This is a genomic window from Acinetobacter colistiniresistens (assembly GCF_024582815.1).
Lineage (GTDB): Bacteria > Pseudomonadota > Gammaproteobacteria > Pseudomonadales > Moraxellaceae > Acinetobacter.
Window position 1 is genome coordinate 2,546,294 of record NZ_CP102099.1, and the last position, 19,668, is coordinate 2,565,961.

Here is a 19,668-nt window from a genome sequence, read left to right on the forward strand (position 1 = left end):
TGAAGTTCTCACATCATGAGAAACTTATTCTAAAGGGCTGGTCTTACTATAAGTGTTTTTATTTCAGTGTTCAATTTAGAACGCACAAATAAAAAACAGCATCCAATGATGCTGTTTTTTTAACTTAATCTTTTTTAAGATTCTCATTGAGTAAGAATTCCATTAAGGCTTTTTGCGCATGCAAACGGTTTTCAGCTTCATCCCAAACCACAGCATTTTTGTGATCTAGCATATGTTCCGAAATTTCTTCGCCACGATGAGCAGGTAAACAATGCATAAACAGACAATCAGGATGAGCCAAGTCCATAAGTTTTTCATTAACTTGAAATGATAAAAACGCCTTTTCTCGTAATTTTTGTTCTTCTTCCTGTCCCATGCTGGCCCAGACATCAGTCACAATCAGATCGGCATTAACGGCAGCATCTTCGGCCTTATTAAATACTTCTACACAATCTGCAAATTCAGCTAAGAATTCAGGCTTTGGTTCATAACCTTCAGGTGTTGCAATCTTAAGCTTAAAGCCCATGAGGTGTGCAGCTTCAATATATGAATTGCACATGTTGTTACCATCACCAATCCAGGCTACGGTTTTGCCTTCAATGCTGCCACGATGTTCTTGAAAGGTTTGTAAGTCGGCAAGCAATTGACAAGGGTGGTGATCATCAGTCAGGCCATTAATCACAGGCACTGTTGAGTAAGATGCAAAGCGTTCAACAATATCGTGAGCAAAAGTACGGATCATCACGATATCGAGCATACTTGAAATCACACGTGCAGAATCTTCAATAGGTTCGCCACGGCCTAATTGTGTGTCGCGAGGTGAGAGGAAAATTGCACTCCCGCCAAATTGACAGATGCCAGCTTCAAAGGAAATTCGGGTACGTGTACTCGATTTTTCGAAAATCATTCCCAAAACTTTACCCGCAAACGGTTGAAAAAGCGTGTTGCTGTGTTGCATGCGTTTAAGCTCTTGCGCACGATCTAAAATGCGTTGCAACTCTAATGAAGATAGGTCACGTAAAGTTAGGAAATGCCGAAGCGCCATAGCTACTCCCACAATAATTATTGAATTAAAACAATAATTAATTGTTGTTTGACGAGTGGTGAATTAAAAAGAATTGACTACTATACTATACGTCTGAAAAATGCAAAAGATTTAGACTTTTTGATGCGCTTTTAAAAAAAGATCTACTGAATAGTTAATATAATCAATAATTTCTGCATCATTGGCTGGTACGTCTAAGCCCATTAAGTTGCGCCATTCGACGTCTCTTAAAATGCCAAAATACATCGTTGCAGAAAACTGTGGCTGTGCACAGTAAATTTCATTATTTGTATGAGCATGCTCAAGCGCAGAGGAAATCGTGTTTTGAATATTGAGAGCACATTGATTGTAGAAATAATGGGCAAGTTGAGGGTCCTTTTGCGTCTGTTCTGTAAACATTCGCATAAAGGCAATATTTTCTGGTTGGATAATGTGTTGGTAAAAACGCTGCAGGGTATGCATTAGGTAATCTCTTAAAGTACTTGTTTCTGGTGTATAAGGGAAACAGACGCCTTTAAAAAATACTTCTCTTCGATAATCGCAAATCGCGGTAAAAAGACCTTCTTTGTTACCAAAGTATTTGTAAATTGAGGTTTTAGAGCCCCCTGCATGATTGACGATATCATCCAAAGAAACTGCTTCATAACCTTTCTCTAGAAATAAATCGCTTGCACATAGTAATAAGGCAAGACGACGTTCTTCTCCACGACGAGTTTGAGGTTTGGCGCAACTCGGATAGCAAATATCAGTCATTATCTACTTTAGGTTGGTTGGGTTAATCCTAGTATAACAAAAACCATATCCATTGTATGACTATGAATTTAAGCATACGGAAGAACACTGCAACTTGAACAAAAAAAGCGAGTAACAGGGTACTCGCTTTGAATGAATATGCCTTCTAAGCAGAACGTGCTTCGTCATCCTCCTCGTCATCGGTAGAATCCATGCCAAGTTCTTTGAGTTTACGGGTTAGGGTATTACGCCCCCAACCTAAGAGCTCAGCAGCATGGCGTTTGCGACCACGAGTTTGCTGTAATGCTGCATTGATTAGGGTGCGTTCAAACATCGGTGTGGCGATATCTAGGAGCTTCATTTCACCATTTTTAAGCTTTTGAATTGCCCATTGACCTAAGAGCTCATCCCAGTAGTGTACTGCAATACGCTCAACTAAGGCTGGACTAGTGCCTGATATTGTTTGGACATCACTGGTTTTTTGTACTGATGCCTGTTTGAGCTCGGCAGGTAAATCTTCCGGATAAACTTCACGACCAGTGATCATGACGGTCAACCAGCGGCAAGTGTTTTCTAACTGGCGAACGTTACCAGGCCAAGGTAGCTGTTGCATATAATCCGTAGTTTCAGTACGTAAGATTTTAGGACTTACCCCAAGTTCTTTTCCTGCACGAGCCAAGAAATGCTGAGCCAGCATCGGAATATCTTCGCTACGATGTGACAGTTTTGGAATGTGAATACGGATGACGTTCAGACGATGGTATAAGTCTTCACGGAAGCGTCCTTCATTCACCAGTTTTTCCAAATCTTGATGGGTTGCAGCCACGATACGTACGTCGACCTTGACAGGGATATGGCCACCGACACGGTAGAATTCACCATCTGCCAAGACACGGAGTAAACGTGTTTGTGTTTCAAAAGGCATATCGCCAATTTCATCAAGGAATAACGTACCGCCATTGGCCTGTTCAAAACGGCCTTGATGTTGGGTGTTTGCACCTGTGAACGCACCTTTTTCATGCCCAAACAACTCGGTTTCAATCAAGTCTTTGGGAATGGCCGCCATATTCAGTGCAATAAATGGTTTGGCACGACGAGGTGAGTGTTTATGTAAGGCATGAGCAACTAATTCTTTACCTGTACCAGATTCACCGTTAATAAGCACCGTAATATGTGATTGCGATAAACGCCCAATCGCACGGAAAACTTCCTGCATTGCTGGTGATTCGCCGATAATTTCCGTTGACTGTAAGGGTGATGCTGCTTTGGTGGCTTCTTGTTGTTGCAATTTATTGATATGCAAAATCGCACGATTGACCAATGCGAGTGCTTCATCGATATCAAAAGGTTTTGGTAAATATTCAAATGCACCTGTTTGATAACTTGATACAGCAGATTCTAAATCTGAATGTGCTGTCATGATGATTACAGGTAAATCTGGATGTGTGTTTTTAACCTTGGATAAGAAGGTTAGTCCATCAATACCAGGCATACGGATATCGGTAAGAATTACGTCTGGCGCATCATCATGCAGACGTTCCAGTGCAGTTTGTGCTTCTTCAAAGTTGGTGACATCAAAACCTTCTTCTTTGAACGTTTTTTCTAGTACCCAGCGCATGGCACGATCATCATCTATTACCCAAATTTTATTTCGTGACATGGTTTAACTCCCAAGGTAGATATAGGCTAAATACGGTTTTTCCTGGAACTGATTGACACTCAATCATTCCGTTATGTTGATGCATAATATTTTGAGCAATACTGAGGCCAAGTCCTGTGCCTTTAGCTCGCCCTGTTACCAGTGGATAAAAAACAGATTCGAGGATGCTTTCTGGGACACCAGGGCCATTGTCTTCGATATCAATACGGATGGCTGAGCGATTTAACACGCCATTAATGGTCACGAGACGCTGAATTCGTGTTCTTAGAGCAAGTTCTGGCTCTGACTCGATAAAAAAGTCTTTATTTTCTGTCATGGCCTGTACTGCATTAACACTGATGTTAAGCATGACCTGAATCAACTGATCACGATCTGCCATCACATCGGGTAACGACAGGTCATAGTCACGGGTAATCTTGATTTTTTTCTTGGTCTGGTTGGCAATCAGTGAGCGAACACGTTCCAAGGGTTCATGCACATTGACCAGCTCGTAACTAGGAAGTTGACGCGAGCCAAGCATGGTATCGGCTAAATTGGTGAGTCGATCAACTTCACTAATAATGATGTCGGTAAATTCACGATAGCTATCATCACCTAAACTACGTGCCAGTAATTGAGTTGCGCCACGAATACCCGCTAACGGATTTTTGATCTCATGAGCCACACCGCGAACCAGTTGTCGTGCAACTTGATGCTGTTGAACCAAATTTTCTTCTTTTGAAATTTTTAACATCCGATCGATCGGATTGAGTTCAATCAGCAGTAAGGGGTGATAGCTTTTACCTGCATTAAGTTGAGAAGCGGTGTAATCAACATGAATGGGTTTGAAATTTACATTAATCACTGCTTCGCGACGGGTATAATGCTGCCCACTTTGTAATGTGTTTAATAAAGCTTCATGAGTGTTGAACGCGTCATCATGCGCATGTAGTAAATTTAATACAGGCTGACCCGAAGCGCGCAGCAAGCTGATATCAAATAATGCTTCGCAAGCAGAATTTAAATAAAAAATATTAAGCTTACTATCGACCAATAATATGGCAGTTGTCAGATTATCTACTAAAAGTCGATAGTCGATAGGGTTCTGTTGATCCATTTGTGAATCGTCCTGTTTTAAAATGGCGCAATAAATATAAATTTTAATGAAGAGCCATTAACTTCTAAAATGTACTTTATGCAAAATACAAGCCAACTTTCTATTAACTAAATTTCAATCACTTAATTCTGGAAATATCGATTTATACGGTATTTTTCACATACATCTGCATATTTCAATATTTTATTATGTTCCAAATTGGTGCGTTGTTGGTTTTTATTTAAATTTTTGGTTGTATTTTGGTGCATTACACAAAGAGATGGCTTTGCTGCTATGCGAAGACAAAGAAAAGTCATACAATACGCCGATTCAAGTGGAGCGCAGATTCATGAAGACCCCCAAAGTCGGTTTTGTATCTTTAGGTTGTCCTAAGGCATTGGTAGATTCTGAACGAATTTTAACTCAGTTAAAGACTGAAGGTTATCAAGTTGCATCAGATTATGACGGTGCAGATTTGGTTGTTGTTAACACCTGTGGTTTTATTGAATCTGCAGTGCAAGAGTCTTTAGACGCCATTGGCGAAGCCATGAGCGAAAACGGTCGAGTGATCGTAACGGGCTGCCTAGGTAAAGATGAAGACAAAATTCGCCAGATGCATCCAAATGTACTTAAAGTAACAGGGGCGGCAGCTTATCAAGATGTGATGGAAGCAGTACACGAATATGTACCTGCACCACCAAAACACAACCCATTTATTGATTTAGTACCAGAGCAAGGTGTTCGTTTAACACCAAAGCATTATGCCTATTTGAAAATATCAGAAGGCTGTAACCACCGTTGTACATTCTGCATTATCCCAAGCATGCGTGGAGACTTGGTCTCTCGTCCTGTAGGTAAAGTATTGGATGAAGCAGCTGCACTTAAACGTGCTGGTGTAAAAGAAGTCTTGGTGATTTCTCAAGATACTTCTGCTTATGGTGTGGATACCAAGTATAAGTTGGACTTCTGGAATGGCCAGCCAGTCAAAACCAAGTTCTATGACATGTGTGAAGCCCTTGGTCAGCTCGGTATCTGGGTGCGTTTACATTATGTTTATCCATATCCACACGTAGATGCTGCCATTGACTTGATGGCGCAAGGTAAAATCCTCCCTTATTTAGATATTCCTTTTCAGCACGCCAGTCCGCGCATCTTAAAATTGATGAAGCGACCAGCTCATAGTGAAAATACATTAGAGCGCCTTAAATTGTGGCGTGAAAAATGCCCTGAATTGGTGATTCGTTCAACATTCGTTGTAGGTTTCCCAGGGGAAACAGAAGAAGATTTCCAGATTTTATTGGAATGGTTGAAAGAAGCTCAACTTGACCGTGTTGGTTGTTTTACTTATTCGCCTGTAGAAGGTGCAACTGCGAATGATCTGCCTGATCATGTGCCAGAAGAAATCAAGCAAGATCGTTATGAGCGTTTTATGGAAGTTCAACAGGCGATTTCTGCGGCCAAATTACAAAAACGTATTGGTCAGACAATGACGGTGCTTGTCGACAGTCTGGAAGAAGAATTTCCAGTGGCTGTTGCGCGTTCCTATGCAGATGCACCAGAAATTGATGGCAATGTTTTTGTTGAAGATATTGATAAGAGCGTGATTAAAGCAGGTGATTTGCTTGAAGTCGAAATTACGGATGCAGATGAATATGATTTGTTTGCAAAGTTAATTCAGATTAAATCTGCTTGAGATTGAATTAAATTTAAGAAAACTTTGAGATTGGTCGGTTTGGAGTAAAGGTATGTCAGCGTCTAAAAATCCACGTTATGCACGAATTTTGCTAAAGCTTTCGGGTGAAGCTTTAGCGGGTAATAAAGATATGGGTATTGATGCCCAAGTGTTGGATCAGATGTCGCTTTCGATTGCACACTTGGTCGGTTTAGGCGTACAAGTGGGTATCGTTGTTGGTGGTGGTAACTTGTACCGTGGTAGCCAACTACAGAAAGATGGTCTGGTGGGTCGTGTAACGGGTGACCAGATGGGTATGTTAGCGACAGTGATGAACGGTTTAGCAATGCGTGATGCATTGGTGCGTCGTAATATTAGAACACGTTTAATGTCAGCATTATCAATCGGTACTGTGGTTGAGCCTTATTCAAGCCGTGATGCGATTCGTCACTTGAGTCAAGGTGAAGTTTGCGTATTTGTTGCCGGTACAGGGAATCCATTCTTTACTACAGATACAGCAGCTTGCTTACGCGGTATCGAGATTGAGGCAAACTTGATCTTGAAAGCGACCAAAGTGGATGGTGTTTATAACAAAGATCCAAGCAAATATGATGATGCAGTTAAATATGACAATTTAACTTTCGATCAAGTGCTGGATGAAAAGCTTGGTGTGATGGATTTGACAGCAATTTGTTTATGTCGTGATCACAATGTGCCATTGCAAGTTTTTGATATGAACAAATCTGGTGCATTACTTTCTGTCGTAATGGGCGAAAAAGAGGGTACTCACGTTACGAATTAATGTACGTGAGCCATAAAGCTCTTTATACTAATGTTTAAATATTTTGTAATACCTAATGAATAAGTAAGGAAGATCATATGATTAACGATCTCAAACAAGATAGCGAACAGCGTATGCAAAAGTCGCTTGACTCGTTAGAGTTAGGCTTTGCCAAAGTTCGTACAGGTCGTGCGCACCCATCAATTTTAAATGGTGTGATGGTTTCTTACTACGGCTCTGATGTTCCATTAAATCAAGTGGCAAATATTGGGCTTGAAGATTCGCGTACGCTGTTAGTTCAACCATTTGAACGCTCAATGGTTGCTGCAATTGATAAAGCGATTCGTGAAGCGGGTTTGGGACTAAATCCTATTACTGCTGATGCAATCCGTGTACCAATGGCTGCATTAACAGAAGAAACTCGTCGTGATATGCAAAAAGTTGCGCGTGCGGAAGCTGAAAATGCCAAAGTTGCGATTCGTAATATCCGTCGTGATGTATTAGGTGATATCAAAGCATTATTGAAAGAAAAAGAAATTTCTGAAGATGATGATCGCCGTGCATCGGATGAAATTCAGAAAATTACTGATAAATATGTTGCAGAGGTTGATAAACGTCTTGCAGCGAAAGAAGCAGAATTGATGAAGGTCTGATTCTATTATGACCTTGCAAGAAGAATCGCTTCTTCCTCAACATGTTGCCATCATTATGGATGGCAACAATCGTTTTGCTAAAAAAAAGCAAATGCAAAAAGGTGATGGGCATCGGGAAGGCAAAAATGTCTTGGATCCTATTGTTGAACATTGCAAAAAAGAGGGTGTACGTGCTTTAACGGTTTTTGCATTTTCAAGTGAAAATTGGAATCGGCCACAATACGAAGTAGAGTTGTTGATGAAGTTGTTAGAAGAGACAATTCATGAACAATTACCCCGTATGGAAAAGTTCAATATCTCGTTACGTTTTATTGGTGATCGTGCCCGATTATCGAGTGAGTTGCGTGATCTCATGCAATACGCAGAGCAAAAAACGGCAGCTTTTAATTCCATGACTTTAACCATTGCGATTAGCTATGGGGGAATGTGGGATATGGCACATGCTGCAAAGCTTATTGCTCAAGATGCACTTGCTGGAAAAGTTCAAGCAGATCAGATAAATGTTGATTTATTTGATAAATATGTCAGTCTAAATGATCTACCTGCTGTTGATTTGTTAATTCGCACGGGCGGAGATTACCGTTTGTCTAACTTCTTGTTGTGGCAAGCTGCGTATGCGGAATTATATTTTACCGATACGTTGTGGCCAGAATTTACAATAGAAGAGTTAGATCACGCATTTCGTGTTTTTTCAGGACGTGAAAGACGCTTTGGTAAAACCTCAGAACAGATTCAACAAGCGAAAATCGAGAATTAATAATGTTAGAGCGGATTATTACCGCATTGGTGTTAGTTGCTGTTGTTTTAAGTTGCATGTTTGCAACGCAATCACATTATCCAATGTTTATACTGATGATTTTAGCCGCAGGGGTTGCAGGTTACGAATGGTTTAAGCTTATGCCTCGAACAACTGCATCTGCATCGGTCTCAAAACCTAAGGCTTGGATCTATGGCGGATGCGTTGCGGCTGTATCCACACTAGCATTATTTTTTGATGATGTAGCGCTTTTGCTGTGGGCTGCCTCTATTCTCACTTGGTTGGGCAGTATCTATTGGGTTAAGAACTTTCCTGAATCGGATAGCTGGTACAATGCATCCTTATATATCGTTGGATTTATTCTGATTTCTGCTGCTGTTACAGCGCTCTATGCGGTCTGGCATAGTTCACCGTGGTGGTTGATGTATTTGTTCTTGTTGGTTTGGGGGGCTGATAGTGGTGCATACTTTGTCGGCCGTAAATTTGGTAAGAAAAAACTTGCACCCTTTGTGAGTCCAAACAAATCTGTTGAAGGTCTTTATGGTGGTATCGCTACAACTGTGCTAATTATGTTGGTTGTGCAATATTCCTACTTAAATTTAACTGCCGTACAGCTTATTTTGTTCTTAATCCTATCGATTGTTACTGTGTTTGCTTCCGTGTTGGGCGATTTGTTTGAATCAATGATTAAACGCCGTGCAGGAATTAAAGATTCTGGTCGGGTTCTTCCAGGGCATGGCGGTGTGTTGGATCGTATCGATTCTTTACTTGCTGCAGCACCGATTTTTGCAACGGGTATGTATATATTAAAACTTATTGGTGTAGATCTTTAAATGACTCAAGCTGTTTGTATATTGGGTGTTACGGGTTCAATTGGACAAAGTACTTTAAAAGTATTGGAACAACACCCAGACCAATACACTGTATTTGCAGTCTCTGCATATAGTCGTTTAGATGAACTTTTAGAAATTTGTAAAAAATATCATCCAAAAATTGTGGTTGTGCCGAATGATAAAGCATTTGAGTTACAGCAAAAATTCAATCAAGAACATCTAAAACAGATTGAAATTTTAACGGATGAGTCGGGCTTAATTGCAGTTGCTGAACATGCTGATGTTGATATTGTTATGGCAGCAATTGTTGGGGCTGCGGGTTTACTGCCAACTTTGGCGGCAGTAAAAGCAGGTAAACGTGTTTTGCTTGCCAATAAAGAAGCCTTGGTGATGTCTGGTGACATTATGATGCAGGCAGCACGTGATCATCATGCGCTATTGTTACCTGTAGACTCTGAGCATAATGCTATCTTTCAGTCTTTACCCCACGATTATTTAAATGCAGAAAGAACAGGACAGCCCCAGCTCGGGGTGTCTCAGATTTTGCTGACCGCATCAGGTGGGCCTTTTCTGAATCACTCCTTGGAACAGTTGCATGATGTTACTCCTCAACAAGCTTGTAAACATCCAAATTGGTCAATGGGACAAAAAATCTCTGTTGATTCTGCAACATTGATGAATAAAGGCTTAGAATTGATCGAAGCTTGTCATTTGTTTTCAATATCAGAACATTTTGTTACAGTTGTTGTTCATCCACAAAGTATTATTCATTCCATGGTGCAATATGTGGATGGATCAACTTTGGCGCAAATGGGTAATCCAGATATGTGTACGCCGATTGCACATGCATTGGCTTGGCCAAAACGTCTGGCAACACATGTCCCGGCACTGAATTTGTTTGAGACAGCTCAATTGAATTTTCAGTCGCCTGATATTGTTAAATTTCCTGCATTGGATTTAGCACGTCAGGCAATGCGTGCAGGTGGCTTGGCACCGACGATTTTAAATGCGGCAAATGAAATGGCAGTTGCAGCATTTTTACAGAAAAAGATTCGATTTACTGAGATTACTCAGGTAGTCGAGAATACTTTGCAAACTGTACAAAATGCTAAAGCAGAAAATATAGACATCATTTTACAGACTGATATGATCGCAAGACAAATTGCAGAAAAGTATATTGTGGGTATAGGAGGCTAAATCGTATGAATGCACTATTTATGATTGTTGCAGCGATTTTATTGCTTGGTCCTCTGATCGCAATTCACGAATTTGGTCATTATTGGGTCGCACGTAAATTAGGCGTTAAAGTTCTGGTCTATTCGATTGGTTTTGGTCCAACTTTACTGAAATGGCAATCTAAGAAATCAGGCATCCAATATCAACTTTCTGCTTTACCACTTGGTGGTTATGTCAAGATGCTGGATGAACGTGAAGGAAATGTTGCAGAGCAAGATTTACCTTATGCGTTTAACCGCCAGTCTCCATGGAAACGTATTGCAATTGTTGCTGCTGGCCCTTTGATTAATCTGATTTTTGCTGTGTTCCTGTTTTGGATTTTATTCTTACCTGCACAAGAGCAACTGAATACGCGTATCGGGAAAATCATGCCGAATACGCCAGCAGCACAAGTTGACTTACACGTGGGTGATAAAGTGTTGATGGTCGATGGTAAAGCGACCGCTACGTGGGAAAAACTGAATTATGCTTTGGTTAATCGTGTAGGTGAGACTGGTCAGGTTTCCATTATTGTTGATCGTGCCGGTGCAGAAAAGCAGTTTAGTCTACCAATCAAAGAATTTTTAAAAGATCAAAGTCAATCTCCTTTGGATGTATTGGGGTTTTTGCCTTACCGTCCTGTTATTCCAGCCACAGTCAAAGAACTGAGTGCGGATGGCGCTGCAATCCGTCAAGGGATGAAAGCGGGTGACCAGATTGTTGCAATTGATAATGTTGCAATGAAAGATTGGTTTGATGTTGTCGATGTTGTTCAAAAATCACCAGAAAAGCTATTGAATATTGATGTGATACGTCAAGGTCAATTGGTGCATTTGCAGGTAATGCCTCAAGGGCAACGCGACAATATGGGTAATACGACTGGGATGCTTGGTGTGAAAAGCGATGCAGGCAAGATCACGATTCCAAATGACTACAAGCAAACCATTCAATACTCACCTGTTGAAGCGCTTGGTGTTGCTTTCGAGAAGACAACACAGCTTTCAGGTATGATTTTTAACTCTATCATCAAAATGGTGCGTGGATTAATTGGTTTAGATAATCTTTCTGGTCCAATCACGATTGCGAAAGTGGCGGGGCAAAGTGCAGAAATGGGATGGCAAACGTTTATCTCATTTATGGCTTTAATGAGTGTGAGTTTGGGGATTCTAAATTTACTACCGATCCCAATGCTGGATGGTGGTCATTTGGTGTATTACTTTATTGAAGCAATTCGTGGTAAACCTGTTTCTGAACAAATACAGATGTTTGGTCTAAAAGTTGGTATGGTACTGCTCGGTAGCATGATGCTTTTGGCTTTATTTAACGACTTCATGCGTTTATAAAAAAACGCAAATGGAATTTAACTTACTGGAAAATATATGGGCATGCGTCACACACATTTATTAATGCCTTTGGCACTGGTTAGTGCGATGGCAGTGGTACAACAAGCATACGCTGCAGATGAGTTTCTTGCACAAGATATACGAATTGATGGCTTAGTGCGTTTAACACCTGCAAGTATCTATTCTATGTTACCGATAAATAGTGGCGATAGAGTTAGTGATCCGATGATTGCTGAGGCAATCCGTACTTTATATGCTTCAGGTTTATTTGATGACATTAAAGCTTTTAAAGAAAATAATGTATTAGTCTTTAAAGTTGTTGAGCGTCCAGTTATCTCTAAATTGGAGTTCAAAGGCAATAAACTCATTCCAAAAGAAGCCTTAGAACAAGGTTTAAAGAAGATGGGGATTGCTGAGGGTGAAGTTTTCAAAAAGTCTGCGTTGCAGGTGATTGAAACTGAGCTAGAACAACAATATACCCAGCAAGGTCGTTATGATGCAGATGTAACTGTTGAAACAGTTGCACGTCCAAATAACCGCGTTGAATTAAAGCTGAACTTCAATGAAGGTACAGCCGCGAAAGTATTCGATATCAATATTATCGGTAATACCGTCTTTAGTGATAGCGATATCAAGCAAGCTTTCGCGGTTAAAGAAAGTGGTTGGGCTTCAATTGTTACGCGTAATGACCGTTATGCGCGTGAGAAAATGGCAGCAAGTCTAGAAGCTTTACGTGCTTTATATCTAAACAAAGGTTATATCAATTTTAATATCATCAACTCACAGTTAAACATCAGTGAAGATAAGAAACATATCTTTATTGAGGTTTCGGTGGATGAAGGCAGCCAGTTTAAATTTGGCGAAACAAAGTTCCTCGGTGATGCACTTTATAAGCCAGAAGAGTTAACAGCGCTTAAATTGTATAAAGATGGCGAAACCTATTCACAAGAAAAAGTGAATGCAGTTAAGCAACTTCTTTTGCGTAAATATGGTAATGCAGGCTATTACTATGCTGAAGTGAATGTTGTGCCTGAGATTAATAATCAAACAGGTATTGTTAACCTGAATTATTATATTAATCCTGGTCAGCAAGTAACCGTTCGTCGTATTAACTTCACGGGGAATAGTAAAACTGCGGATGAAGTACTACGTCGTGAAATGCGTCAAATGGAAGGTGCATTAGCAAGCAACGAGAAAATAGACCTTTCTAAAGTCCGTTTAGAGCGTACAGGTTTCTTTAAAACCGTTGATGTTAAACCTGTTCGTGTACCAAATTCACCAGATGAAGTGGATTTGAATGTGAATGTTGAAGAACAACATTCTGGTACGACAACACTTGCGGTCGGCTATTCACAAAATGGTGGTGTAACCTTCCAGGCTGGTTTAAGTCAGACTAACTTTATGGGGACGGGTAATCGTGTAGCGATTGATTTATCACGTTCTGAAACGCAAGATTACTATAACTTAAGTGTGACTGATCCATACTTCACCATTGATGGCGTGAGTCGTGGTTATAACGTTTACTATCGTAAGACCAAGCTAAACAAAGACTATAACGTCAACAACTATGTCACTGATAGTATTGGTGGTAGTGTAAGTTTTGGTTATCCAATTGATGAAAACCAAAGTTTAAGTGCCTCTTTAGGAATTGATCAAACGAAAGTGCGTACTGGTCCAAATGTTTCGACCTATATTCGTGACTATTTGCTAGCAAATGGTGGTAAGACTACAGGTTATGGTAGTTATTGCCCAACAGAAGATTTAGCGAAAGATGATAAAGGAAATTATACTGGTGCATGTAATCCTGGCAAAGACATTCCTTATGGGAATGCTTTTGAAGGCACTTTCTTAACCTATAACTTGAACTTGGGTTGGTCGTATAACACCTTGAACCGTCCAATTTTCCCGACCTCGGGTATGTCACATCGTGTTGGGCTTGAAATTGGTTTACCGGGTAGTGATGTCGATTACCAAAAATTAACCTACGATGCACAGGCATTTAAATCACTTTGGGGTGGGTTTGTACTGCGCGGTTACGGTAAGTTAGGTTATGGTAATGATCTACCATTCTATAAGAACTTCTATGCAGGTGGTTATGGTTCAGTTCGCGGTTATGATAACAGCACACTGGGACCTAAGTATCCAAGTGTAATTTTCCGTGAGACTGGGCAAAATGACCCTAGCCCAGAAGAAGTAGGTGGTAATGCATTGGTTCAATTTGGTACCGAATTAGCACTTCCTTTACCATTTAAAGGCGATTGGACACGTCAAGTACGACCAGTAGTTTTTGCTGAAGGTGCACAAGTATTTGATACACAATGTAAAATACCAAGTTCATCGCAAACACCTTTGATTAATGGTCAGCCTCAAGTTGACCTCAAACAGTATTGCAAAGATAACAATGGCTTTGATTTTGGCAATATGCGCTATAGCGTAGGTGTAGGTTTCACATGGATTACCATGATTGGTCCTTTATCGCTTAGCTACGCATATCCGCTAAATGATAAAAAAGGCGATGAGACGAAGTCTATCCAATTTGAAATCGGTCGTACTTTCTAAGTACGGCCTTGTTTAGTGCTGTAAAATATATAAAGGATGCAAAAATGAAAAAATTAACAATGCTCATGTTAGGGTTAGGCTTCACGGTTTCTGCAACTGTAAATGCTGCAGGTCTAGCAGTAGTAGATTTAGCTAAGGTTGTGGAAAGCAGCACTTATCTTAAGCAGCAAAATGCAAGCTTAACTCAGTCAGTAAAACCAACATCGACTAAACTTGAGCAATTGGGTAAAGAATTAGAATCTTTGCAGCAAAAAGCACAGACTGATGGTCAAAAAATGAATCAAGCTGATATTCAAAAGCTTACTGCACAATATCAGTCGAAACTCAGTGAATTCAATTCAACGCAACAAGGTTTACAGACCAAAGTTCAGTCAAGTTTACAGGCAATGAACACGACTTTTGAAACACGCGTGAAGCAGGCAGCTGAACAATTGCGTAAAGAGAATAATTTAGACTTCATTTTAAATAAAAATTCTGCGATTGCCTCTGACGCGCAGTATGATTTAACTGATAAAATGATTCAAAAGGTTAATGCAATTAAATAATCAATGAATAGACGTACTTATCGTTTAGAAGAAATTGCTCACCTTGTCAAAGGTGAGCAATTTGGTCTGAAAGACTTTCAAATTGCTAACTTGGCAAGTTTAGAGCATGCGCAAAAGCAGCATATCTGTTTTGTGAATGGCGAGAAATATTTGGCGCAAGCCGAAGCGAGTCAAGCAGGAGCATATATAGTTACAGCAGCTATGAAACAACAGCTTGCGAGTAAACAGAACTTTATTGTCGTTGATAACCCTTATCTAGCTTTTGCCACACTCACACATTTATTTGAAAATAAGATTGCTGAACGAGGCATTGAAAGCACTGCACAAATTCATCCTTCAGCAATAATTGCTGATGATGCTTATATTGGGCATTATGTGGTTATCGGCGAAAATTGTGTGGTTGGTAATAATAGTATTATTCAGGCACATGCTTTTCTTGATGATCAGGTTGAAATCGGTAAAGATTGCTTTATTGATGCCCATGTCACGATAACAGGTGCAGCACAGTTAAAAGATCGTGTCAGAATTCATGCCAACACCGTAATTGGAACTGAAGGTTTTGGTTTTGCCCCTTATCAGGGCAAGTGGCATCGGATTGCACAATTGGGTTCAGTTCGTATCGGAAATGATGTCCGTATTGGTTCGAATTGTAGTATAGATCGTGGTGCATTAGACGACACGGTTTTGGAGGATGGTGTCATTATTGATAACCTTGTGCAAATTGCCCATAATGTTCATATTGGTGAAAATACAGCGATTGCCGCTAATTGCGGAATTGCTGGAAGTGCCCGCATTGGCAAAAACTGTATCATAGGTGGCGCATCAGGTGTGGTAGGTCACCTTACAATTGCGGATAATGTGATACTTACAGGCATGTCAATGGTCACAAAAAATATTTCTGAGGCCGGAACTTATTCTTCTGGGATAGGACTTTTTGAAAATAGTCATTGGAAAAAGACCATTGTACGCTTAAGACAATTAGCAGATGTGCCATTGACCCAAATCACTAAAAGACTTGATCATATGCAAGCTCAATTAGAGTCCCTTGAATCAACCTTTAAGTTGCGTAAATAATTTATTATGACTGAGTCTACTTCTCCAGCATTTACAATGCCTGAATTACCGATGGATATTCTTACGATTCGTGAATATTTACCCCATCGTTATCCATTTTTATTAGTCGACCGCGTTACAGAAGTAACCGAGAACAGTATTGTTGGTTATAAAAACGTTTCGATTAATGAAGAGTTTTTACAAGGGCATTTCCCGACTTATCCAATCATGCCAGGTGTACTCATTATTGAAGCTTTAGCACAAGTTTCGGGTATATTGGGTTTTGTCTTAACTAATCAAAAGCCAAAAGCAGGTTCGTTGTTCTTGTTTGCAGGTGCAGAAAAAATCAGATTTAAGAAACAGGTCGTTGCAGGAGACCAGCTTATCTTAAAATCTGAGCTTGTAATGCAAAAACGTGGCATTTACAAGTACAATTGCACCGCTAGTGTCGATGGTAAGGTTGCCGCGACAGCAGAGATTATTATTTCCCACCAGAAAATTGAGCAGACATGAGTAGTCAAAATTTAATACATCCTACAGCAATTATTGACCCGTCTGCAGAAATCGCATCTGATGTACAAATTGGTCCGTATTGTATTGTGGGTCCAAATGTAAGTATTGACTCTGGTACTAAGTTACATTCACATGTTGTTATTGGTGGTTTTACCAGAATTGGTAAAAATAATGATCTTTTCCAGTTCTCAAGTATTGGGGAAATTTGCCAAGATTTAAAATATCAAGGCGAAGAAACATGGTTAGAGATTGGTGATAATAACAAGATTCGCGAGCATTGTACCTTACATCGTGGAACAGCTCAGGATCATGGTGTTACCAAGATTGGAAGCCATAACCTATTGATGGTGAATACGCATATTGCACATGATTGTGTGATAGGGAACCATAACATTTTTGCCAATAATGTCGGTATTGCTGGACATGTACATGTCGGTGATCATGTGATTGTTGGTGGTAATGCTGGTATTCATCAGTTCTGTAAGATCGATTCTTATAGCATGATTGGTGGAGCTGCTTTGATTCTTAAAGATGTTCCAGCTTATGTCATGGCGTCTGGAAATCCAGCACGCGCATACGGGATGAATATTGAAGGCATGCGCCGTAAAGGCTGGTCTCGCGATACAATCCAAGGTTTAAGAGAAGCTTATAAACTGATTTATAAATCTGGTTTGACAACTGAGCAGGCGATCAAGCAGATTCGTGACGAAATTTTAGTGAAGACGCCTGAGGCGCAATTGTTTATTGACTCATTAGAGCAATCGACACGTGGTATTGTGCGTTAAGTGATTGTAATAATAAAAAAGACACTACGGTGTCTTTTTTTACGGGCCTAGTTTGCTTCAATAAATTGCTGCCGATATTGTTTTGGGGACACATCAAATGTACGTTTAAATGCCTGACTAAAAGCAGTTTCAGATGAATAGCCAACTTTATTGGCAATTTGCTGAATCGAATAGTTACTTTTACGCAAATATTGACTTGCCAAGCGCATACGATGCTGTTGTAAATAGGCCAGTGGAGATTCGCCAATCACTTCGTGGAATAGGCTGGCAAACTTTGAACGTGACATACAACATTGTTCAGCAAGTAGCTCGACTGTCCAGGCTTCTTCAGGGTGATTGTGAATCGCCGCCAGACTATTACTGAGTTCGGGATGGTTTAAAGCACTGAGCCAGCCATGCTGAGTTGAAATTTGTTGGATATGATCCCGAATGCATTTGATTAATAGAATATTCACGAGATGATCGATAATAATATCTCGGCCTGCTTGAATATTTTGGGTCTCTAAAGCAAGAAAGTGTAGACCGATTTGTAACCATTCTGGCGCATTGGTATCACCATGTTGAAGATGAATTAATTGCGGTAATGCCTGAATAAATGGACGTGCCATTATGGTATCAATTTGACAACGAACAGTTAAAATTAAGTTTTTCTTAGATGAATGTGTTCCAAATTCAATCGCTTCTTCTTTGTGGCCATGGAAAAACTTTGAAATATCGACGGCATCAACCAGTTTGGTAATCGCATTATCTGCACCTGTATGTGCTTTCCCTGATGGAATAACCACAATTTCACCAGCATGTGCAGTTAAACTATTTTGTGCGTCAATTTGAATAAAAACAGAACCAACTAGAACAATGTGAACAATTAACGCAGTTTGATCTTGGCAGAAAAAACTCCATTCTCCTTGAGTTTTCAAGTAGATATATTCAGTGTGATTTAAATGTATATCAGCAAATATTTTACTTAAAGCATCCATATGATTTTTAAATGGGGTATTCATTTAAATTATAGTGAGCTACGCCAATAACTCAATATGTGTTTTTAGGACAAAAACAGGGAGGATGATGCCAAAGACTTTGACATAGCTTTTTTGGACGCTTGCAACTGTCATGAATTTCATAATTCCTCAAAATATACTCATATATACAAAGACATGGATTCGATGATGAATGCGCCAGTAAATGTTGAACAAGAACTTACGCCAGTAAGCATTCCAAAGTCAAAAACTGAGTTGGATCGTAAACGTTATTTATGGGCCATTAGCCCAGCTTTACCTGTAATCGGGATTGGTATTTTAGCAGGTTATCAATTTGCACCACGGCCATTGAAAAAACTCTTTGCTTTAGGTGGACCAATCGTTTTACATATTGTGATTCCAACAATTGATACGATTATTGGGAAAGATGCCAATAATCCAACAGATGAAGATATTCGACTGTTGGAAAAAGACCCTTATTATTCCCGTCTGGTGAAAAGCTTTATCCCCTTACAATATGCCGCCAATGTCTATGCCTGTTATTTAACTAGCCGTAAAGAAACATCATTTTTAGACAAAATCTTATTGGGTATCTCAATGGGAGCAGTCAACGGGATTGCGATCAATACAGCACATGAACTGAGTCATAAACATGATCGTATTGACCATATTCTGTCGCATTTAGCGCTAGTACCAACAGGCTATAATCATTTCCGAATTGAACATCCTTATGGCCACCATAAACGTGCTGCAACACCCGAAGATCCTGCATCTTCACAAATGGGTGAAACATTCTATGAGTTTTGGCCACGTACCGTGATTGGTTCATTCAAATCAGCCATTGAGATTGAAACCAATCGTTTAAAACGTAAAGGTAAAGAATTCTGGTCAACTGAAAATGAACTCTTGCAAGGTTGGAGCATGAGTGCTGCTTTTCATGCATTGATGGTCGGTTTGTTTGGTAAGGGGGTTATTCCTTATTTAGCGACTCAAGCTTTCTATGGCATTAGCTTATTTGAGATTATTAACTATATCGAGCACTATGGTTTGAAACGCCAGAAGGATAAGAATGGTAAGTATGAGCGAACCATGCCAGAACATAGCTGGAACAATAATAATATTGTGACTAACTTATTCTTGTATCAGTTGCAGCGTCACTCAGACCATCATGCTTATCCAACCCGTCCTTTCCAAGCATTACGTCATTTTGATGAGGCGCCTGAATTACCAAGCGGTTATGCAAGTATGTTGTTACCTGCATTAATTCCACCATTATGGTCAAAAATGATGGATAAGCGAGTCTTTGATCACTATAAAGGTGATTTGAATAAAGCCAATATTTATCCAAAACGTCGTGCCAAACTATTTAAGAAATTTGGTGTGGTCGATCAATCTTTGCAACAAGTTCAGGTTGAAGCTGTGATTACTGAATAATCAAAAAAGCTTACCGAAAGCAAGGCACTGAAGATT

General features: G+C 39.9%; 18 protein-coding genes. 13 read left to right on the top strand and 5 right to left on the bottom strand.

What is annotated here, in order from left to right; translation table 11 throughout:
* Positions 1–124: 124 nt before the first annotated feature.
* The 4 genes from argF to glnL form a co-directional block, all read right to left on the bottom strand.
* Complete coding sequence (gene argF / locus NQU59_RS12245) at positions 125–1,045, bottom strand: ornithine carbamoyltransferase (RefSeq protein ID WP_005241287.1); 921 nt, start codon at positions 1,043–1,045, stop codon at positions 125–127.
* Between the two features lie 111 nt (positions 1,046–1,156).
* Complete coding sequence (locus NQU59_RS12250; RefSeq protein WP_005241289.1) at positions 1,157–1,798, bottom strand: TetR/AcrR family transcriptional regulator; 642 nt, start codon at positions 1,796–1,798, stop codon at positions 1,157–1,159.
* Between the two features lie 145 nt (positions 1,799–1,943).
* Positions 1,944–3,437 (bottom strand): nitrogen regulation protein NR(I), encoded by a 1,494-nt coding sequence (glnG, locus tag NQU59_RS12255; RefSeq protein ID WP_257063629.1) that lies wholly within the window; start codon positions 3,435–3,437, stop codon positions 1,944–1,946.
* Positions 3,424–4,533, bottom strand: coding sequence for a nitrogen regulation protein NR(II) (glnL, locus tag NQU59_RS12260; RefSeq protein ID WP_257063630.1), 1,110 nt, complete (start codon positions 4,531–4,533; stop codon positions 3,424–3,426). The genes glnG and glnL overlap by 14 nt, the downstream gene beginning before the upstream one ends.
* Positions 4,534–4,861: 328 nt before the next feature.
* Between glnL and rimO the strand changes: the two genes are divergently transcribed.
* The 12 genes from rimO to lpxA all read left to right on the top strand — a co-directional run bounded on the left by rimO (position 4,862) and on the right by lpxA (position 17,221).
* Entirely contained in the window at positions 4,862–6,205 is a 1,344-nt protein-coding gene (rimO, locus tag NQU59_RS12265; RefSeq protein ID WP_005241294.1) for a 30S ribosomal protein S12 methylthiotransferase RimO, read from the top strand.
* Positions 6,206–6,257: 52 nt separating this feature from the next.
* Entirely contained in the window at positions 6,258–6,986 is a 729-nt protein-coding gene (gene pyrH / locus NQU59_RS12270; RefSeq protein ID WP_005241296.1) for a UMP kinase, read from the top strand.
* A 77-nt stretch (positions 6,987–7,063) separates the two neighbouring features.
* On the top strand, positions 7,064–7,618 hold the full coding sequence (gene frr, locus NQU59_RS12275) for a ribosome recycling factor (RefSeq protein WP_005241297.1): 555 nt from the start codon (positions 7,064–7,066) through the stop codon (positions 7,616–7,618).
* 7 nt (positions 7,619–7,625) lie between these two features.
* The gene (gene uppS, locus NQU59_RS12280; protein WP_005241299.1) at positions 7,626–8,375 is read left to right on the top strand and encodes a polyprenyl diphosphate synthase; all 750 of its coding nucleotides are present in this window, start codon (positions 7,626–7,628) and stop codon (positions 8,373–8,375) included.
* A 2-nt stretch (positions 8,376–8,377) separates the two neighbouring features.
* Positions 8,378–9,208 (top strand): phosphatidate cytidylyltransferase, encoded by an 831-nt coding sequence (locus NQU59_RS12285; protein WP_005241301.1) that lies wholly within the window; start codon positions 8,378–8,380, stop codon positions 9,206–9,208.
* Complete coding sequence (gene ispC / locus NQU59_RS12290; RefSeq protein WP_257063631.1) at positions 9,209–10,405, top strand: 1-deoxy-D-xylulose-5-phosphate reductoisomerase; 1,197 nt, start codon at positions 9,209–9,211, stop codon at positions 10,403–10,405. It abuts the gene before it with no gap.
* 5 nt (positions 10,406–10,410) lie between these two features.
* Positions 10,411–11,766 (top strand): RIP metalloprotease RseP, encoded by a 1,356-nt coding sequence (gene rseP, locus NQU59_RS12295; RefSeq protein ID WP_257063632.1) that lies wholly within the window; start codon positions 10,411–10,413, stop codon positions 11,764–11,766.
* Between the two features lie 36 nt (positions 11,767–11,802).
* Complete coding sequence (gene bamA, locus NQU59_RS12300; protein ID WP_043969885.1) at positions 11,803–14,325, top strand: outer membrane protein assembly factor BamA; 2,523 nt, start codon at positions 11,803–11,805, stop codon at positions 14,323–14,325.
* A gap of 44 nt (positions 14,326–14,369) precedes the next feature.
* Entirely contained in the window at positions 14,370–14,870 is a 501-nt protein-coding gene (locus tag NQU59_RS12305; RefSeq protein ID WP_005241310.1) for an OmpH family outer membrane protein, read from the top strand.
* Positions 14,871–14,873: 3 nt separating this feature from the next.
* Complete coding sequence (gene lpxD / locus NQU59_RS12310; protein WP_005241318.1) at positions 14,874–15,944, top strand: UDP-3-O-(3-hydroxymyristoyl)glucosamine N-acyltransferase; 1,071 nt, start codon at positions 14,874–14,876, stop codon at positions 15,942–15,944.
* Between the two features lie 6 nt (positions 15,945–15,950).
* The gene (gene fabZ, locus NQU59_RS12315; RefSeq protein WP_004653316.1) at positions 15,951–16,436 is read left to right on the top strand and encodes a 3-hydroxyacyl-ACP dehydratase FabZ; all 486 of its coding nucleotides are present in this window, start codon (positions 15,951–15,953) and stop codon (positions 16,434–16,436) included.
* Positions 16,433–17,221, top strand: a complete 789-nt coding sequence (gene lpxA / locus NQU59_RS12320; protein WP_005241319.1) for an acyl-ACP--UDP-N-acetylglucosamine O-acyltransferase — start codon at positions 16,433–16,435, stop codon at positions 17,219–17,221. The genes fabZ and lpxA overlap by 4 nt, the downstream gene beginning before the upstream one ends.
* 47 nt (positions 17,222–17,268) lie before the next feature.
* Here lpxA and NQU59_RS12325 read toward each other — a convergent pair whose 3' ends face one another.
* Positions 17,269–18,198, bottom strand: a complete 930-nt coding sequence (locus tag NQU59_RS12325) for an AraC family transcriptional regulator (RefSeq protein WP_026040130.1) — start codon at positions 18,196–18,198, stop codon at positions 17,269–17,271.
* Positions 18,199–18,387: 189 nt separating this feature from the next.
* On the opposite strand from NQU59_RS12325, the gene NQU59_RS12330 reads away from it, so the two are divergent.
* On the top strand, positions 18,388–19,632 hold the full coding sequence (locus NQU59_RS12330) for an alkane 1-monooxygenase (protein WP_257063635.1): 1,245 nt from the start codon (positions 18,388–18,390) through the stop codon (positions 19,630–19,632).
* Positions 19,633–19,668: the final 36 nt, after the last annotated feature.

What these genes read in the sequence shown, in the direction of transcription:
- lpxA (WP_005241319.1), top strand. Translation starts at nt 16,433, where the DNA reads ATGAGTAGTCAAAATTTAATACATCCTACAGCAATTATTGACCCGTCT.
- glnL (WP_257063630.1), bottom strand. Translation starts at nt 4,533, where the DNA reads ATGGATCAACAGAACCCTATCGACTATCGACTTTTAGTAGATAATCTG.
- NQU59_RS12285 (WP_005241301.1), top strand. Translation starts at nt 8,378, where the DNA reads ATGTTAGAGCGGATTATTACCGCATTGGTGTTAGTTGCTGTTGTTTTA.
- frr (WP_005241297.1), top strand. Translation starts at nt 7,064, where the DNA reads ATGATTAACGATCTCAAACAAGATAGCGAACAGCGTATGCAAAAGTCG.
- pyrH (WP_005241296.1), top strand. Translation starts at nt 6,258, where the DNA reads ATGTCAGCGTCTAAAAATCCACGTTATGCACGAATTTTGCTAAAGCTT.
- ispC (WP_257063631.1), top strand. Translation starts at nt 9,209, where the DNA reads ATGACTCAAGCTGTTTGTATATTGGGTGTTACGGGTTCAATTGGACAA.
- NQU59_RS12250 (WP_005241289.1), bottom strand. Translation starts at nt 1,798, where the DNA reads ATGACTGATATTTGCTATCCGAGTTGCGCCAAACCTCAAACTCGTCGT.
- NQU59_RS12330 (WP_257063635.1), top strand. Translation starts at nt 18,388, where the DNA reads ATGAATGCGCCAGTAAATGTTGAACAAGAACTTACGCCAGTAAGCATT.
- argF (WP_005241287.1), bottom strand. Translation starts at nt 1,045, where the DNA reads ATGGCGCTTCGGCATTTCCTAACTTTACGTGACCTATCTTCATTAGAG.
- bamA (WP_043969885.1), top strand. Translation starts at nt 11,803, where the DNA reads ATGGGCATGCGTCACACACATTTATTAATGCCTTTGGCACTGGTTAGT.
- fabZ (WP_004653316.1), top strand. Translation starts at nt 15,951, where the DNA reads ATGACTGAGTCTACTTCTCCAGCATTTACAATGCCTGAATTACCGATG.
- NQU59_RS12325 (WP_026040130.1), bottom strand. Translation starts at nt 18,198, where the DNA reads ATGGATGCTTTAAGTAAAATATTTGCTGATATACATTTAAATCACACT.
- NQU59_RS12305 (WP_005241310.1), top strand. Translation starts at nt 14,370, where the DNA reads ATGAAAAAATTAACAATGCTCATGTTAGGGTTAGGCTTCACGGTTTCT.
- rseP (WP_257063632.1), top strand. Translation starts at nt 10,411, where the DNA reads ATGAATGCACTATTTATGATTGTTGCAGCGATTTTATTGCTTGGTCCT.
- lpxD (WP_005241318.1), top strand. Translation starts at nt 14,874, where the DNA reads ATGAATAGACGTACTTATCGTTTAGAAGAAATTGCTCACCTTGTCAAA.
- uppS (WP_005241299.1), top strand. Translation starts at nt 7,626, where the DNA reads ATGACCTTGCAAGAAGAATCGCTTCTTCCTCAACATGTTGCCATCATT.
- glnG (WP_257063629.1), bottom strand. Translation starts at nt 3,437, where the DNA reads ATGTCACGAAATAAAATTTGGGTAATAGATGATGATCGTGCCATGCGC.
- rimO (WP_005241294.1), top strand. Translation starts at nt 4,862, where the DNA reads ATGAAGACCCCCAAAGTCGGTTTTGTATCTTTAGGTTGTCCTAAGGCA.